Genomic DNA, 16,120 nt, shown 5'->3' on the forward strand with positions numbered 1-16,120 from the left:
TACCTTAGTCGGCATGCGCGGTCGAACCCATGCGAGGCCCCCGGAGCCGTCCGGTCCGGGTGCGCTGCGCACCCGCCTGGCACGCCGGTCCGTCGACCGCCCGCGCAGCCTGTGGCGGATCGGCACCCCGGTGGTCGTGCTGCTGTGCGGCGCGCTGTTCGTCGTGAGCGCCGCCAACAGCGACGGCACCGACCTGCGCCCGGGCCGCTACACCGACCTGGCCTCCCTGGTCCAGGACGAGGCGGACCAGTACGCCGAGCTGCAGCAGCGGCGCACCGAGCTCAACAACCAGGTCGCTGCGCTCTCGGCCGCGGTGAGCGACCGGGACGTGAACCGCTACCAGCGCCGGGTCGAGGAGCTCAAGGACCCGGCCGGCCTGGTGCCCCGCTCGGGACCGGGCATCTCGGTCACCCTCTCCGATGCTCCCGAGGACGTCATCAACTCCACGACCGGCGACATCAACGAGCTGCTCGTCCACCAGCAGGACATCCAGGCCGTGGTGAACGCCCTGTGGAAGGGCGGCGCGACCGCGGTCACCATCGCCGGTCAGCGGATCGTCTCGACGACCGGCATCAAGTGCGAGGGCAACGCGGTCCAGCTGCAGGGCGTCCCCTATCCCCAGCCCTACGTCATCCAGGCGGTCGGCGACCAGGGCGCGCTGCTGACCGCGATCGAGGGCGACGGCTACGTCTCGGCGTACCGTGAGGACGCGGCCGACCCGGACATCTCCGTCGGGTGGGAGCTCGACCTGGAGGAGCAGGTCACCGCACCGGCGTACGACGGCCTGCTCGACCTCAACTACGCGGAGCCGCTCGTCCCCATCTCCGGGAGCTGACCGAGCGCGGCGACACGGCGCTCCGGTCGAGCACCGGCGGCGGGGGCTCCGTCGGGTTGTCGGTCGGCGACTCGCTCGGCGTCGGCGACTCGGTCGGCTCCTCGTAGGTCGAGACGAGGATGGTCACCGTCGAGCCCTGGGACGGTGTCTCACCGGGCTCCGGGCTCTGGTCGGTCACCGTCCCGGCCGGCTCGGTGGAGTCCGGGTCCGCGATCACGCGCGGCTCGAAGCCGGCGGCCCGGATCTTGTTCTTCGCCTGCGGCTGCATCAGCCCGCGGACGTCGGGCACCTCCTCGGGACCGTCGGAGTAGAAGACCACCACGGTGCTGCCCTGCTCGACCGAGGCGTTGGCCGGCGGGTTCGTCTCGATCACCTCGCCGGCCGGCTCGTCGGACTCCTTCTCCTCGGTCCTCACGACGAAGTCGGCGGCCTCCAGCTGCGCCCGGGCGGCGTCCTTGTCGAGGCCGACCACCGGCGGGACGTTCACCTCGGGCACACCGAGCGAGATGACGAAGTCGACGGCGGTGTCCGGATCGACGTACCGATCCGGCTCCGGGCTCTGCCGGATCACGTTCCCGGCCTTGACCGTGTCGCTGTTCTCGCGGTCGATGGTCCCGACCGCGAGCTCCGCCTCGCCGATCAGCCGGCGTGCCTGGGTCTCGTTCTTCCCGACCACGTTCGGCACCGCCACCTGCTCCGGGGCCTGCTCGAAGAGCCGCGGCCACACGAAGTACGCGCCGGCCAGGAGCAGCGCCACGAGCAGCGCCCCGATGAGGACCAGCAGGCCGGTGCGGCTGCGCGGGGGTTCGTCATCGGCGGCCGGCACCGCCCCGACGACGGCGGTCCGGTCGGTGGCCGACGGGGGCGGCGGCACCGGCGCCGGAATCGGCGCCTGCACCGGCCGGCCGGCGAGGTAGCGCTCGATGTCGCTGCGCATCGCGGCTGCTGACTGGTAGCGGTCCTCGACGCGTTTGGCCAGCGCCTTCATCACGATCGCGTCGATCTCGGGCGGCAGCTCGGTGTCGTGGTCGGACGGCGGGACGGCGGGCTCGCGGACGTGCTGGTAGGCGACCGCGACCGGGCTGTCGCCGACGAACGGCGGGCGGCCGGTGAGCAGCTCGTAGAGCAGGCAGCCGGCGGAGTAGACGTCCGAGCGCGAGTCGACGGTCTCGCCGCGCGCCTGCTCCGGGGAAAGGTACTGCGCAGTGCCGACGACCGCCGCGGTCTGGGTCATCGTCGAGGACGCGTCGCTGATCGCGCGGGCGATGCCGAAGTCCATCACCTTCACGTCGCCGCTCGGCGTGAGCATCACGTTGCCGGGCTTGATGTCGCGGTGGATGATGCCCGCCCGGTGGCTGTAGTCGAGTGCCGAGAGCACGCCGCTGGTGATCTCCAGCGCGCGCTCCGGGAGGATCTTGCGGCCCTCGCGCAGGATGTCGCGCAGGGTCCGGCCGGCGACGAACTCCATCACGATGTAGGGCTGGGAGATCCCGGACCCGTCGGCGGCCGGCTCCTCACCGGTGTCGTAGACGGCGACGATCGACGGGTGGTTCAGCGACGCGGCCGACTGCGCCTCGCGCCGGAACCGGGCCTGGAAGGTCGCGTCGCTCGCCAGGTCGGTGCGCAGCCGCTTGACCGCGACCACCCGGCCGAGCCGGGTGTCGGTGCCCTTGCGGACCTCGGCCATGCCGCCGCGGCCGAGCAGCTCACCGAGCTGGTAGCGGCCACCGACGGTGGGCTGGTGGTTGCTCATCGACGGTCGACCTCGCCTTGGCTGCTCGTGGACGGGCTGGTGGACGGACCGCCGGGTCCGGCGACGGGCCTGCTGGCGGACGAGTCGGGGGCGGCCGGCTCGGAGGCGGCCGCGCCGGTGGCGGACTGCGACGGCGCGACCGGTGCACCGGAGTCCGTGGCCGTCGGCGTGGGCGTCGGTGTCGGCGTGGCGGAGGTGGGCTCGGAGGACGGCGGCGCCGACGTGGGCTCGGAGGACGGAGGCGCCGACGTGGGCTCGGAGGACGGCAGCGGCGACGTGGGCTGCGACGACGGGGGCTCGGAGGTGGGCTGCGTGCTGCGGCTCTGCTGGGGCGAGCGGGTGGGCTCGTCGGTCGGGCCGTCGGACCCGATGCCCTCCGCGACGAGCAGGACGACGATCACGGCGACGGCGACCAGGGCCAGCACCGCCAGCACCGGCCACAGGGCGTTGCGCCGGCGCACCCGCGGCGGGTCCGGGACATGGCCGGCGACCGGGCCGGGCAGCGGCGTGGGCTCAGCAGGGAGGACGCCGGCCACGCCGGGCAGCACCCGGGTGTGGTCGTGCTCGACCGGAGGACCGAGCTCGGTGACCGCCGTGGCCGGGTCGCGCAGGGCGGCGGCCAGGGCCGCGCCGTCGGCGAACCGGTCCTGGGGCAGCTTCGCGAGCGCGCGGCGTACGACGGCGGCCAGGTCGGCCGGGACCGACTCCGGCAGCGGGGGCACCGGCTCGCGCAGGTGGGCCAGCGCCGTGGCGACGGCCGTGTCCGCGACGAACGGCCGGCGGCCGGCGAGGCACTCGAAGGCGACCACGCCGAGGGAGTAGACGTCCGAGGCGGGCGTTGCCGTCTGACCCTGGGCCTGCTCCGGGGAGAGGTACTGCGGGGTGCCCATCACCTCGCCGGTCCCGGTCAGCCCGATCCCCTCGGCGGCGCGCGCGATCCCGAAGTCGGTGATCTTGACCTGCCGGTCGGGCGTCACCAGCAGGTTGGCCGGCTTGACGTCGCGGTGCACGATCCCGGCCGCGTGGGCGGCGGCCAGGCCGTCGGCCGCCTGGGCGAGCAGCTCGCGCACGGCGTCCGGGTCCATCGGCGCCCCGGGTCGCAGCAGCGCGGAGAGCGGCTGCCCGTCGACGAGCTCCATCACCAGGAACGGCCGCTGCACCCCGGACCCGTCGGCGGCGGGGGCCTCGCCGAAGTCGTAGACGGCGGCGATGTTGGGGTGGTGCAGCGAGGCGGCGTGCTGCGCCTCGGTCTCGAAGCGGGTGCGGAACGACGGGTTGTCGGCGTACTCGTTCTTGAGCAGCTTGACCGCGACCTGACGGCCCAGCGTGGTGTCGGTGCCGCGCCAGACCTCGCCCATGCCGCCGGTGGCGATCCGGGAGTCGAGGCGGTAGCGGTGCTCGGCGTCGGCGAAGCCGTGGCCCTGGTCCGGTGTCGAGGTCACTTGATCACCGCCTCCATCACGGCCTTGGCGATCGGGCCGCCGTAGGTGCCGCCCGCGATCTCGCCGCGGGGGATGTCGGCGGCCTGGATCATCACCGCGACCGCTACCTGCGGGTTCTCGGCGGGCGCGAACGAGACGAACCAGGCGTACGGCGGCTTGTCCGGCTGGCCGCTCTGCGCGGTACCGGTCTTGCCGGCCACCTGGAAGCCGTCCATCGCCGCCGGGCTCGCGGTGCCCTCGTTCACCGTCGCGACCATCAGCTTGGTCACCTCGCTCGCCGTCGAGGACGAGACCGCCTGGGAGAGCTTCTGCGGCTCGGTCTTCTGGATCACGTCGAGGTCGGCGGACTGCTCCTCGTCGACCAGGTAGGGCCGCATCACGGTGCCGCCGTTGGCGATGCCGGCGGTGACCATCGCCATCTGCAGCGGCGTGGCGGCGACCTCGAACTGTCCGATGCCGGACTGACCGATCTCCGGCTCGCTCGCGTCGGTCGGGAACACCGACTCCGCCTGCGGCGCCAGGTCGTCGAAGTAGTGGCTGTTGAAGCCGAAGCCCTCCGCGGTCTTGGCCATGTCCTCGGCGCCGACCTCGATCGCGATCTGGGCGAAGGAGGTGTTGCAGGACTGGGCGAGCGCCTGGGTGAACGGGATCCGGGCGTTGTTGGCGCCGCACGAGCGGCCCTCGTTGTCGATCTCGCCGGTGGGCCCGCTGGTCTGCGGCAGCTGGAAGGTGGCGCCGCCGGGCACCGGGTCGTCCGCCTTGTAGAGACCGTTGTCGATGGCCGCGGCCGCGGTGAGGATCTTGAACGTCGAGCCGGGCGGCAGCCGGGTCTGGATGGCCCGGTTGAGCAGCGGCTGGGTCGGGTCGGCGTCGAGGCGGTCGAAGGTGTCCTGCACCGAGCCGAGGTCGTGGGAGGCGAGCTTGTTCGGGTCGTAGGTCGGCAGCGAGACCATCGCCAGGACCTTGCCGGTGCTGGGCTGGAGCGCGACCACGGAGCCCTGCACGTTGGGGCCGAGCGCCTTGAGCCCGTTGTACGCCGCGTCCTGGGCCTTCGAGTCGATGGTCAGCGCGACGTTGCCGCCCTTGGTCGAGTCGTTGCTCAGCAGGTCGACCAGCTTGGTCACGAACAGCCGCGAGTCGTCGCCGGAGAGGATCGCGTTGCGGGTCTGCTCGATCCCGGTCGCGCTGTAGTAGCTGAACCAGCCGGTGAGCGGTGCGTACTCCAGCGGCTTGGGGTAGGTGCGCTGGAACTCGTACTGGTCGTCGGACTCGACGCTCTCGGCCACCGGCTTGTTGCCGACCAGGATCGCGCCGCGCTCGCGGGAGTACGACTCCACCAGCACCCGTCGGTTCTGCGGGTCGTCGTTGAGCCGGCCGGCCTTCCAGTACTGCAGGTAGGTCGCGTTCAGCATCAGCGCCAGGAACAGCAGCAGGCAGAACATCGAGATCGTCCGGATCGGCTTGTTCACGACAGGCGCACCACCTGGGTGGCGTCGTCGCCGATCGCGGCGGTGTCGTCGGAGAGCTGCGGTGTGGGGCGGCGGGCCTGGTCGGAGATCCGCAGCAGGATCGCGACGATCACCCAGTTCGCCACCAGCGAGGAGCCGCCGTACGAGAGGAACGGCGTGGTGAGCCCGGTCAGCGGGATCAGGCTGGTCACCCCGCCGACCACCACGAACACCTGGAGCGCGAACACGCTGCCGAGGCCGGTGGACAGCAGCTTGCCGAAGCCGTCGCGGCAGATCAGCGCCGTGCGCAGGGCCCGCTCGACGATCAGCCCGTAGAGGAGGACCACCGCGATGACCGCGGTCAGGCCGAGCTCCTCGCCGATCGCGGCGACGATGAAGTCGGACTCCGCGAACGGCACCCGGTTGGGGTCGCCGTCGCCGAAGCCGCGGCCGATCAGGCCGCCCCAACCCATGCCGAACTGCGCCTCGACCGGCTGGAAGGCCTGGTCGCCGTTCTTGTTGTAGTAGTCGAACGGGTGCAGCCAGATGTCGAAGCGCACCTGGACGTGGGGGAAGAGGTAGTACGCCGCGGTCGCGCCGCCCGCGAACATCAGGGCGCCGACCACCAGCCAGCCGCCCCGCTCGGTGGCCACGTAGAGCATCACCAGGAACAGCCCGAAGAACAGCAGGCTCGAGCCGAGGTCCTGCTGGCGGACCAGGATGCCGAGGCTGACCGCCCACATCACGAGGATCGGGCCGAGGTCGCGGCCGCGGGGGAGGTCGACGAACAGCACCCGCCGGCCGGCCAGCGCGAGCGCGTCGCGGTGCAGCACCAGGTAGCCGGCGAAGGTGACGACCAGCAGCACCTTGGCGACCTCGCCGGGCTGGAAGCTGAACGGGCCGAGGTGGATCCAGATCCGGGCGCCGTTGATGGTGCGCCCGATGCCGGGCAGCATCGGCAGCAGGAGCAGCACGATCGCGGCGAGCCCGCTGGTGTAGGTGAACCGCTGGAGCACCCGGTGGTCGCGCAGCGCGAGGAGCGTGATGACGAACAGCACCACGCCGAGCGTCATCCAGGTCAGCTGCTGCTGGGCGTAGCCGTGGAAGTTGCCGGCCTCGGCCTTGGCGAGGTCGAGCCGGTGGATCACCGCCAGTCCGAGGCCGTTCAGGGCGGCCACGACGGGCAGCAGCACCGGGTCGGCGTACGGCGCGACGAACCGGATCACCACGTGGGCGGCGATCACCAGCGCGGCCAACCAGCTGCCGTAGCCGATCAGGTCCGCGGGGACCTCCTGGTCCACGCCGAGGCCGACGGCGGCGTACGCGCCGATGCCGACGGCCAGCGCGAGGATCAGCAGGAACAGCTCGGCACCCCGGCGGCGGCGGTGCACGAACCCCATCAGGCTGGAGGACGTCTGGGACATCAGCCGGCCGAGCTCTCGGAGGCGGGGGACTGCCGGGCGGCGAGGTCGCGGACCTTCTGCTCGGCGTCCTCGAGATTGTCGTAGGCGATGCCCTCGCGGACCCGGTCGGCCTCGACCTCGCCGAGCCGGTCCAGCTCGACGTCCGAGCTCTCATAGGGCTCGGAGAGCGAGAGGCCGGCCAGCTCGGTGTTGACGCCGCGGAAGATGACGACCGTGCCGTCCTGCTCGCCGACGTAGTACTGCCCCTGGGTCCACGACCAGGCGGCGGCGATGCCGACCCAGGCGAGGCCGACCAGGAGCACGAGCGTCAGCAGCCGCTTGAGCCACACGAAGCGGCGCGGCGGGCGCGGCGCGTAGCGCGCCTCCTCCGGGTCGATCGGGTCGGCGGTGATCGCGTAGGGCAGGTCGAGGATCTCGGCCTGCACCGGCTCGAGCTCGCCGGTGTCGCCCGACCGGTGGCCGCGGAACAGGCTGCCCATGCCGCCGCGCTGGCGGTGCAGGCGCCGCTCGGCGGCCGCGCCGACCAGCACCGGCTCCTCCGCCTCGCCGGGGCCGGGCGGCTCGGCGGCGTCGACGGCGTCGGCGACCAGGCAGGTGACGTTGTCGGAGCTGCCGGCCTCGAGGCTGGCGCGGACCAGCTCGACCGAGGCGAACTCCGGGCTCCCGGTGGCGAGGATGTCGGCCAGCCGGTCGTCGTCGAGGACCCCGCTGGCGCCGTCGCTGCACAGCAGCAGCCGGTCCTTCGGCGCCAGCTCGATCATGAAGAGGTCGGGCTCGACGTCGCCGGGACCACCCAGGGCGTTGAGGATCAGGTTGCGGTGCGGGTGGACCCGGGCCTCGGCCTCGGTGATCCGGCCCTCGTCGATCAGGGTCTGCACGAAGGTGTGGTCGGAGGTGAGCCGGGTGATCTCGCCGTCGCGGAACAGGTAGGCCCGGCTGTCGCCGACGTGGCCCATCGCGACCCGCGCGCCGTCGAAGAGCGCGACCGTCGCGGTGGTGCTGGTGCCGTCGAGTGCGGGGTCCTCGGCGGCGAGCTCGTTGATCCGCTCGTGGGCCCGGTGCAGGGCGCCGGCGACCTTGGTGAGCAGGTCGTCGGCGGACTCGCCGCTCGGGGACACGTCGAGCCGCCGCAGCTGGGCGATCGCGGTGCTGGAGGCGATGTCACCGCGGGCCGCGCCGCCGACGCCGTCGCAGACCGCGACCAGCCACGGGCCGACGTACCCGGAGTCCTGGTTGTCCTTGCGGACCCGCCCGACGTCGGAGATCGCGGCGAACCGCAGGCGCAGGCTCGGCGCCGCTGCTGGCGTGTCGGTCATCGCGCTACTTCCTGAGCTCCAGGATCGTCTTGCCGATCCGGACCTGGGTGCCGAGCGTGATCGTGGTGGGTTGGGTGATGCGGACGGTGCCGACGTACGTGCCGTTGGTCGAGCCGAGGTCCTCGACGAACCACTGGTCCCCGGAAGCGGCGATCCGCGCGTGCCGGGTCGACACGTAGTCGTCGTCCAGGCGGATCGCGGCGTCGGCACCGCGACCGATCAGGATCGGCGCGCGGTCGAGGTCGACCCGCTCCCCGGCGTTGGAGCCCTCGGTCACCGCCAGGTGGGTGGGCGTGCCCCGGCGCTTGCTCGGCGGCTTGGCCGGCTTGGGGGCGCGGCCGGCGCCCCGACCGCCGCGCGCCGCCTCCGGCACGCGGGCACCGAACATGTCGGAGCGGATCACCGAGATCGCCGAGAGCACGAAGATCCAGAGGATCGCCAGGTAGGCGAGCCGGATCAGGAACAGCGTGAGCTCGGACATCCTCAGCCCTCCTCGAGGACCCGGACGGTCATGGTCGTGTTGCCGATCTTGACCTGCGAGCCGTCGCGCAGCCCCGTGTGGGTGATCCGGTGGCCGTCGACCAGCATGCCGTTGGTCGAGCCCAGGTCGTGGACCTCGATCGCGATCCCTGACCCGCCCGGCGATCCGGACCCGGTGACCGTGAACTCGACGTGCCGGCGGCTGACGCCGGGGTCGTTGATCCGCAGGTCGGCATCGGTGCCGCGGCCGACCACGAGGCCGGGCGGCTGGAGCGGGTGCCGGGTGCCGTTGACCTCGAGCACCGCCCGGGCCCGGCCCACCTGGGTGTGGGTGGCGCCGCTCGTGACCTTCGCCTGGGCTCGGCTGCGGATCCGGAACCGGCCGGTCGTCAGGTCGTCGGCGGCTTCGAAGCCGATCGTCACCGGGCCGGGGAACACGTAGCTCTGCTGCTCGGCGTGGTCGCGGAGCTGGGTGCCGAGCTCCTCGGCGAGCGCGGAGTCGTACGGCGAGAGTCGGTCCAGGTCGGTCTGCGAGAGCTCGACGTGGAAGTCGTTGGGCACCAGGCGCCGCTCGCGGGAGAGGATCTGGGCGTTGTTGTCGCACTCGCGCTGGAGGGCCGCGGCGATCTCGACCGGCTGGACGGCGGAGCGGAACGCGCGGGCGAAGGCGCCCGAGATCATCTGCTCGAGCCGGTGCTCCAACTTCTGGAGTCCGCCCACGCTGCCTCCTTCCGTCCACGTCCCGGTGGTCGTGCCCGCCAGGGCGCTCGCCGAATCCTCGGCGGCAGGGCGGGCACCCCGACCGGTGGGCCGGGCTGCGACCGATCGTAACGGGGTCGACCGAGCGGTGCGCGCGGTGCGGGCGCGGCGCTCCGGCAAAGGTGCGGAGGGTCGTGTGCCTGAGCACGCGCCCTGGCGCGTGCTCAGGCACACGACCTGTCGGGACCCGTCGGCGTGGTCGCGGGGGAGGCCGTCGTGAGGCGGCGGGCGACGCCGGAGCGCCGGTTTGGGGCAATCCTGGGGGCTGGGATAACCTTGGCCCGCTTCACGCGCGAGTGGCGGAATAGGCAGACGCGCACGGTTCAGGTCCGTGTGTCCGAAAGGACGTGGGGGTTCAACTCCCCCCTCGCGCACGCGTGACAGGCCCCGGACCCTTGGTCCGGGGCTTCGTCCATTTCGGTGGCTCCGTCGGAGGTCGTGCGCACCGGCTGGGCGGCGTCCGCCGCGTGGACGCGTGCGACGGCGGCCCGCGGGGCGGCTACGGTCCACGCGTGACCACCGACCTGACGGCCTCGTGGCCGGCGCAGTCGACCGACGAGCTGCGAGCCGGGCTCCAGGGCCTCCTCCGCGACGTGGTGCGCGCTGGTGGCGCGGTCGGCTGGCTGGAGCCCCCGGGCCGGGCCGACACCGACTCCTGGCTCGACAGGCTGACGGCCCAGCAGCAAGCCGGTGACGCGGGCCTGGTGGTGATCGGCGACCCGGTGGCTCCGCTGGCGATGGGCACCTGGCGCCGGGTGGACCGGCAGGTCCACCGGCACGTGGCCGAGATCGCGAAGGTGATGTCCCATCCACGCGCCCGAGGGCGTGGTCTCGGGCGGAGAGTGACGACCGAGCTGCTCGCGGCCCTCCCGGCCGCGGGCATCGAGATCGTCACCTTGGCGACGCGGGGGAACAACCACGCGGCGATGGCGCTCTATACCTCGTTGGGCTTCCGTGAGTACGGGCGGATCCCCGACGGCATCATGGTCGGCGACGATCGGTACGACGACGTCCGGTTCGTGCTCTCGATCGAGTGAACGACCGGGCGAACCGCACCGAGGCCGCGACGTTCAGATACCGTGCCCGGCGGCCGGCCGACCGAGCCGGCGCTGGACCCAGATGAGCACCGGGGTCAGCAGGCAGGTGACCCCGGCGGCCGCCCAGGCCACGGCGTAGGAGCTGTGCGCCAGGAGGACGCCGAAAGCGATCGGGCCCAGGACGCTCCCGACGTAGACCCCGAACTGCGCGATGCCGACGGCCGCGCTCGGCTGCTCGGGGTCGTGCCGGATCGCCGCGAGGTTGTACAGACCCTTCCACGCCCACCCGGCCCCGAAGGTCAGCGCGGTGGCGGCGAACAGGACGGGAGCGGTGTGGGTCACGCTGAGCAGCGCGAAGCCGACGCCTCCGCTGAGCATCAGGCCCGCGATCCACAGGCGCGGGTCGGCCCCCCTGCGGTCGATCATCCAACCCCACAGCAGGCGCGCCCCGATACCCACGGCGCTGCCGGCCACCAGCCACAGACCCGCGCCGGACCGGGAGATGCCGGCGGCGACCGCGGACTCGACGTAGTAGGCGCCGAGGGCGTTCGCGGGCGCGGCCGCGCAGGCGCCGGCGAGCGTGAGCAGGACGATCGCGGCGCCGCGGATCGGCCGGGACGCGCTCGGAGGGTTGGCTCGCCGCTCCAGACGGCGCGGTGCCCGGCGCAGCCCGAACGCGACGATCGGGATGGCGCCCAGCGCCAGGAGGCCGTAGGCCCATCGCCAGCCCCACGTGGCCCCGATCACCGGCACCGCCAGTCCGGCAGCGAGGGTGGCCACCGGGACGGCCGTCTGGAGCAGGCCGAAGCTCAGGCCGTGGCGGCTGTCGGGCTGGTCCCGTGCCACGAGCGCACTGGCGGCCGGCTGGACGAGCGCGGTCGCCACGCCGCCGACGACCAGGGCCACACACAGACTCCACCAGGCCTGCACGACCAGGGCGACCGCGAGCAGCGCCGCGGACGACACGCACACGCCGAGGATCAAGGACCGCTCGGCTCCCAGCCGGTGGGCGACTCGGCCGGCCGGGATCGAGGCGACCGCGGAGGCCGCGTAGAACGCCGAGGCCGCCGCCCCGAGTCCGACCACCCCGTAGTCGAGGTCGTCGGCGATGAAGACCGTGAGTCCGCCGAGGAGGTAGACGGGAAGCACGCTGAGCGCCACCCCGGCCAGGGAGGCGCTCATCGATGCGCGGTCGAAGCCGCCGGTGGGTCGCGGCAGCACCGCGCGGGAGCCCTCGGCCATCCGCTCCTCCTCAAGTCGTCCAGACAGTCAACAGTATTCTCTTGATGTCAAGTGTTTACTGTTGACAGACGGTCGACGGGCTCCCTAGGGTCGCGCCATAGCCCGCCCGCCCTGGGCACCCACGAGTCCGCGAGGTGACGATGACCCCCGTCCGTTACTGGGAGGACGTCGAGATCGGCGACTCCTACACGACTCCGGCACGAACGATCACCGAGACTGACGTGGTCATGTTCGCCGGGTTGACCGGTGACTACATGCCGTTCCACGTCGACGAGGTGACCGCGAGCCGGACGATCTACGGCGGGCGGATCGCCCATGGCCTCCTGGGCCTCGCCTACATGCAGGGCATGAAGACGTGGGTGCACACCGGGATCGCGAGCATGGGGTCGCTGGGCTGGACCGTCGACTTCCGAGCGCCGATCCGGTCCGGTGACACCCTGACCGCGACGTTCACGGTGGCGAGCAAGCGCGAGACGAGCAAGCCAGACCGCGGCATCCTGTTCGTGGCCTGTGAGCTGCGCAACCAGGATGGCGTCCTGGTGCAGGAGGCCGAGCACCGGCGGATGGTGCGGCGTCGTCCGGCCGACGGCGAGCCCGGGGCGCCCGAGGGCGGCCGCGGATGAGCGCGCCCGGAGTGGACCGGGTCGAGGTCGACCTGGTGGTCGCGGGTGGCGGTGTCGGTGGCGCGATGGCGGCATACCACGCCGCGCGCGTGGGCGCCAGGGTGCTCTACCTCGGTGGCTCTGGTGGCGCCTCCGCACGCATCAGCAGCTTCAACACCGCCCTGGGCTACGACGATCCCGACACCCCCGACGGGATCGTCGAGGACATGCTCCGGGCCGGCCGGCACGTCAACCATCCCGGCGTGGTCCGGGCGCTCGCCGACCGCGTCGCGGAGGAGACGATGCGCCTGGTCGAGATGGACGTCCCCTTCGTGCGCGACGGGGACCGGCTGGCCAGGCGGCAGGCGGCCGGCAGCACGTGGACCCGCGCCGTGTTCTCGCGAGGGATGATCGGCGCCGACATCGTCCGGGCGCTGACCGAGCGGCTCGTCGCGGACGAATCAGTGACGGTGGTGAACGGCGGCCTGCTGGTCGACGTCGAGACCGCGGACGGTGCGGTGTGCGGTGTCCTCGCCTGGAGCCCCCGCGACGAGCGGTGGATGCAGATCGGAACGCGCGCGGTCGTGATGGCGACCGGTGGGGCGGGCCAGCTGTGGGCGTCGACGACCAACCCGCGCGGCAGCCTGGGCACCGGGTACGCCGTGGCCCTCGAGGCCGGCGCCGAGCTGATGGACATGGAGTTCACCTCCTTCGAGCCGTTCATCACGTCGGCGCCCCCCGAGCACGCGGGTCACGACCTCCCCACGACCGTGTTGCGGGAGGGCGCGCGCCTGCTCAACGCTCGAGGCGAGGCCTTCCTGCCCGAGCAGAGCCCCACCAAGGACATCATCTGCCGGGCGATGGTCCGTGAGGTGCTGGAGGGGCGCGGCACCGCCTCGGGCTCGGTCGTCTTCGACCTGACGGAGATGGACCCGGACAACGCCGAGCGCTACGTCGGCATCGTCGAGGCGTTGCGCAAGCGCGGGATCACGAGCCGTGAGGCGCAGCTCGAGGTGATGCCGGCCCAGCACTACGTCATGGGCGGGATCCGGATCGACGAGCGCGGCCGCTCCACGTTGCCGGGGATGTACGCGGTCGGAGAGGCGGCCGGCGGGGCGCACGGTGCCCACCGGCTCGCCGCCGGCGGTGGCCTCGAGGTGGTCGCCGGGGGCGCGGTGGTGGGCGAGGCCGCAGGCCTGGATGCCCTGTCCGCGACCGGCGACCGGCGCTGCTCGCTGGCGCCGAACCCGGACCTGCTCAGCGTCCGGCTGGCGGCCGAGGCGCAGGCCGACCTCGGCCTGATCCGTGGGGCCATGGACTCGGGGTGCGGCATCCTGCGGACCGCCACCGACCTCGAGGACACCGTGACGGCCGTCGAGGAGGTCCACCAGCGGCACCGGGTGCCGGGCGGGCACCCGTTCGTCCGGCGGGCCGCGATGGTCGCACTCTCGATCGCCCGGTCGGCCGCGATGCGCGAGGAGTCGCGCGGCGACCACTTCCGCACCGATCACCCCCACAGCTCCGAGGAATGGCTCGCCAACATCGTGGTGACGGCCCCGGCGGGCGAGATGGAGTTCACGACCGCGCCCGTCCCGACCGCGACGACCGTGGCCTAGTGCCGCCGAAGGAGACCTGATGAAGCCCGAGGAGCTCAGACCCCACCTGGCGGGCGTCGCGTCGGTGGCGATCACGCCGTTCGACGAGGACCGGCGCGTGGACGAGCGGGGGACGCGCGCGGTGGTCGAGTACCTCGACCAGGGCGGCACCGACACCCTGGTGGTGTGCGGCGGCACCGGGGAGTTCTACGCCCTCACGCCTGCGGAGCGTCGGCAGGTGGTCGAGGTCGCCGCGGCCGCCGTCCAGCGTGCGCCGCTCGTCGTGTCCGTGGGACTCGACGCGGTCGGCGCGGCCGAGGCCGCCCGGCACGCCGAGGACGCGGGGGCGGCCGGCATCATGGTCCACCAGCCGATCCATCCCTACACCCACCCCGACGGCCTGCGACGGTACTACGACGAGATCTGCTCAGCAGTCTCCATCGGTGTGGTCGCGTACGTCCGAGACCCGCGCGTGGGCGCCGATCTGCTCGGCGACGTCCTGGCCCACGACAACGTCGTCGCGGTGAAGTACGCCGTCAACGACGTCCGTCGGTTCGCCAACCTGAGGCGTGACACTCCTCACAGCGGCACCGTCGAGTGGGTCTGCGGGAGCGCAGAGGCGTGGGCTCCCTTCTTCTGGGTGGCCGGCGCGACCGGGTTCACCTCCGGGCTGGCGAACTTCGCGATCGAGGAGGCGCTCGGCATGCGCGCCGCCCTCGTGTCGGGCGACGTGGAGCGGATCCGTGCGACGTGGGAGCGCCTGGCCGGCGTCGAGGACCTGCGCTCGCGCGGGGACGACGCGAACAACATCGCGGTCCTCAAGGCCGGGACCTGCCGGCTCGGTCTGACCACGGCGGTGGTGCGGCCGCCGCTCCGGCCGCTGCCGGAGGACCACGACGCGGAGCTGGGGCTCATCCTCGAGGGATGGAAGAACTCGCCACGACCGGGGGCCGGGTGAGCGGGAGCCCGCGCCGACCCCGTGTCGGGGTCGTGGGCGGCGGGATCGTGGGCGCGGCCGTCGCGCGCGAGCTGCTCGCCCGGTACGACGCCGAGGTCGTCCTCTGGGAGAAGGAGGACGGCCTCGGCCGGCATCAGACCGGCCACAACAGCGGCGTCGTCCACGCCGGTGTCTACTACACCCCCGGGTCTCACAAGGCACGCCTGTGCGTCCAGGGCGGTCGGTTGCTGCGGGCCTTCTGCGAGGAGCGCGGCCTGGTCTACGAGGAGTGCGGGAAGCTCATCGTCGCCACCGACGAAGGTCAGCGAAGTCTGCTGCACGACATCGAGCGGCGAGGTCGGAGCAACGGTGTGACCGGGCTGCGGTGGCTCGAGGGCGAGGAGATCGGATCGGTCGAGCCGCACGCTCGCGGTGTCGCCGCACTGCACTCTCCTCGCACCGCGATCGTCGACTACGGCGCGGTCACCCGAGCGCTGGGAGCCGAGGTCGTCGACCGCGGCGGCCTGCTCCACGTCGGGACGGCGGTCACGGGCCTGCAGACCCGGGGGCGTGAGGTCGTCGTGACCACGTCCGCGGGCTCACAGGTCGTCGACCTGGTGGTGGCGTGCGCCGGGCTCCATGCCGACCGGGTCGCCCGGATGGCCGGCGACGACTCCGAGCCGATGATCGTTCCGTTCCGCGGCGAGTACCACGTCCTGCGCCCCGACCGCAGCGCGCTGGTGCGCGGCATGATCTACCCGGTGCCGGATCCCCGCTATCCCTTCCTCGGCGTGCACCTGACCCGGCACGTCGACGGGTCGGTGTCGATCGGCCCCAACGCCGTCCTGGCACTCGCCCGGGAGGGCTACCGCTGGCGCGACGTCGCTGGGCGCGACCTCTGGGAGATGGCTCGGTGGCCGGGCTTCGCCCGCCTCGCGCGACGGCACTGGCGCACCGGCGTGCGCGAGCTCGCCGGCTCGGCCAGCAAGCGGCGGTTCGTGGCGGCGGCCCGTCTCTACGTGCCCGAGCTGCGGGTGGCGGACGTCGAGCGCCGAGTCGCGGGTGTCCGTGCGCAGGCCGTGGACCGGGACGGGACGCTTGTCGACGACTTCCGCATCGGCCGCGCCGGCCGGGTGCTGAGCGTGCGCAACGCACCGTCGCCCGCGGCGACCTCCTCGCTCGCGATCGCCGCCGAGGTCGTCGCCATGCTGGCCGACGATCTCCCGCGCCGGTCCGGAGGCTGAAGGCCC

14 protein-coding genes and 1 tRNA gene are annotated in these 16,120 nt (G+C 72.9%); 7 read left to right on the top strand and 8 right to left on the bottom strand.

Translation table 11 applies throughout. From position 1 onward, the window contains the following. The first annotated feature begins 13 nt into the window (after nt 1–13). Nucleotides 14–835: a DUF881 domain-containing protein gene (locus NOCA_RS01480; protein WP_011753522.1), complete on the top strand. Its 822-nt coding sequence runs from the start codon at nt 14–16 to the stop codon at nt 833–835. On the opposite strand, the gene pknB is transcribed toward NOCA_RS01480, so the two are convergent. Genes pknB through NOCA_RS01515 form a run of 7 tightly spaced genes read right to left on the bottom strand, consistent with a single transcriptional unit; the run spans nt 795 to nt 9,418 of the window. Beyond that, nucleotides 795–2,588 (bottom strand): Stk1 family PASTA domain-containing Ser/Thr kinase, encoded by a 1,794-nt coding sequence (gene pknB, locus NOCA_RS01485; protein WP_011753523.1) that lies wholly within the window; start codon nt 2,586–2,588, stop codon nt 795–797. The genes NOCA_RS01480 and pknB overlap by 41 nt on opposite strands. Next, entirely contained in the window at nt 2,585–4,030 is a 1,446-nt protein-coding gene (locus NOCA_RS01490) for a protein kinase domain-containing protein (protein ID WP_011753524.1), read from the bottom strand. Before NOCA_RS01490 ends, pknB begins: the two co-directional genes overlap by 4 nt. Next, nucleotides 4,027–5,499, bottom strand: a complete 1,473-nt coding sequence (locus tag NOCA_RS01495) for a peptidoglycan D,D-transpeptidase FtsI family protein (RefSeq protein WP_011753525.1) — start codon at nt 5,497–5,499, stop codon at nt 4,027–4,029. The genes NOCA_RS01490 and NOCA_RS01495 overlap by 4 nt, the downstream gene beginning before the upstream one ends. Continuing rightward, on the bottom strand, nt 5,496–6,902 hold the full coding sequence (locus tag NOCA_RS01500; protein WP_011753526.1) for an FtsW/RodA/SpoVE family cell cycle protein: 1,407 nt from the start codon (nt 6,900–6,902) through the stop codon (nt 5,496–5,498). Before NOCA_RS01500 ends, NOCA_RS01495 begins: the two co-directional genes overlap by 4 nt. Then, nucleotides 6,902–8,218 (bottom strand): PP2C family protein-serine/threonine phosphatase, encoded by a 1,317-nt coding sequence (locus NOCA_RS01505; protein WP_011753527.1) that lies wholly within the window; start codon nt 8,216–8,218, stop codon nt 6,902–6,904. The genes NOCA_RS01500 and NOCA_RS01505 overlap by 1 nt, the downstream gene beginning before the upstream one ends. A gap of 4 nt (nt 8,219–8,222) precedes the next feature. Continuing rightward, nucleotides 8,223–8,699 carry an FHA domain-containing protein FhaB/FipA gene (locus NOCA_RS01510; protein ID WP_011753528.1) on the bottom strand — a complete coding sequence of 159 codons (477 nt, stop codon included), beginning with the start codon at nt 8,697–8,699 and terminating at the stop codon, nt 8,223–8,225. Nucleotides 8,700–8,701: 2 nt separating this feature from the next. Beyond that, entirely contained in the window at nt 8,702–9,418 is a 717-nt protein-coding gene (locus NOCA_RS01515) for an FhaA domain-containing protein (RefSeq protein ID WP_011753529.1), read from the bottom strand. A 329-nt stretch (nt 9,419–9,747) separates the two neighbouring features. On the opposite strand from NOCA_RS01515, the gene NOCA_RS01520 reads away from it, so the two are divergent. After that, nucleotides 9,748–9,831 (top strand) — tRNA-Leu (locus NOCA_RS01520). Nucleotides 9,832–9,969: 138 nt separating this feature from the next. Then, complete coding sequence (locus NOCA_RS01525) at nt 9,970–10,494, top strand: GNAT family N-acetyltransferase (protein WP_140403845.1); 525 nt, start codon at nt 9,970–9,972, stop codon at nt 10,492–10,494. A 33-nt stretch (nt 10,495–10,527) separates the two neighbouring features. On the opposite strand, the gene NOCA_RS01530 is transcribed toward NOCA_RS01525, so the two are convergent. Further along, on the bottom strand, nt 10,528–11,736 hold the full coding sequence (locus NOCA_RS01530; RefSeq protein WP_011753531.1) for an MFS transporter: 1,209 nt from the start codon (nt 11,734–11,736) through the stop codon (nt 10,528–10,530). Between the two features lie 140 nt (nt 11,737–11,876). On the opposite strand from NOCA_RS01530, the gene NOCA_RS01535 reads away from it, so the two are divergent. The 4 genes from NOCA_RS01535 to lhgO are packed head-to-tail and all read left to right on the top strand — an operon-like array spanning nt 11,877 to nt 16,114. Continuing rightward, nucleotides 11,877–12,359 (top strand): MaoC family dehydratase, encoded by a 483-nt coding sequence (locus NOCA_RS01535; protein WP_011753532.1) that lies wholly within the window; start codon nt 11,877–11,879, stop codon nt 12,357–12,359. Then, complete coding sequence (locus tag NOCA_RS01540) at nt 12,356–13,954, top strand: FAD-binding protein (protein ID WP_011753533.1); 1,599 nt, start codon at nt 12,356–12,358, stop codon at nt 13,952–13,954. Before NOCA_RS01535 ends, NOCA_RS01540 begins: the two co-directional genes overlap by 4 nt. A 19-nt stretch (nt 13,955–13,973) precedes the next feature. Next, on the top strand, nt 13,974–14,891 hold the full coding sequence (locus tag NOCA_RS01545) for a dihydrodipicolinate synthase family protein (protein ID WP_011753534.1): 918 nt from the start codon (nt 13,974–13,976) through the stop codon (nt 14,889–14,891). Continuing rightward, nucleotides 14,858–16,114: an L-2-hydroxyglutarate oxidase gene (gene lhgO, locus NOCA_RS01550; RefSeq protein ID WP_140403844.1), complete on the top strand. Its 1,257-nt coding sequence runs from the start codon at nt 14,858–14,860 to the stop codon at nt 16,112–16,114. Before NOCA_RS01545 ends, lhgO begins: the two co-directional genes overlap by 34 nt. The last annotated feature ends 6 nt before the right edge of the window (nt 16,115–16,120 follow it).

Source organism: Nocardioides sp. JS614 (genome assembly GCF_000015265.1).
GTDB lineage: Bacteria > Actinomycetota > Actinomycetes > Propionibacteriales > Nocardioidaceae > Nocardioides.

Bases quoted from the DNA above. Each gene is read 5' to 3' on its own strand.
- NOCA_RS01500 (WP_011753526.1), bottom strand. From the start codon at position 6,902: ATGTCCCAGACGTCCTCCAGCCTGATGGGGTTCGTGCACCGCCGCCGC.
- pknB (WP_011753523.1), bottom strand. From the start codon at position 2,588: ATGAGCAACCACCAGCCCACCGTCGGTGGCCGCTACCAGCTCGGTGAG.
- NOCA_RS01535 (WP_011753532.1), top strand. From the start codon at position 11,877: ATGACCCCCGTCCGTTACTGGGAGGACGTCGAGATCGGCGACTCCTAC.
- NOCA_RS01510 (WP_011753528.1), bottom strand. From the start codon at position 8,699: ATGTCCGAGCTCACGCTGTTCCTGATCCGGCTCGCCTACCTGGCGATC.
- NOCA_RS01530 (WP_011753531.1), bottom strand. From the start codon at position 11,736: ATGGCCGAGGGCTCCCGCGCGGTGCTGCCGCGACCCACCGGCGGCTTC.
- NOCA_RS01505 (WP_011753527.1), bottom strand. From the start codon at position 8,218: ATGACCGACACGCCAGCAGCGGCGCCGAGCCTGCGCCTGCGGTTCGCC.
- NOCA_RS01540 (WP_011753533.1), top strand. From the start codon at position 12,356: ATGAGCGCGCCCGGAGTGGACCGGGTCGAGGTCGACCTGGTGGTCGCG.
- lhgO (WP_140403844.1), top strand. From the start codon at position 14,858: ATGGAAGAACTCGCCACGACCGGGGGCCGGGTGAGCGGGAGCCCGCGC.
- NOCA_RS01545 (WP_011753534.1), top strand. From the start codon at position 13,974: ATGAAGCCCGAGGAGCTCAGACCCCACCTGGCGGGCGTCGCGTCGGTG.
- NOCA_RS01480 (WP_011753522.1), top strand. From the start codon at position 14: ATGCGCGGTCGAACCCATGCGAGGCCCCCGGAGCCGTCCGGTCCGGGT.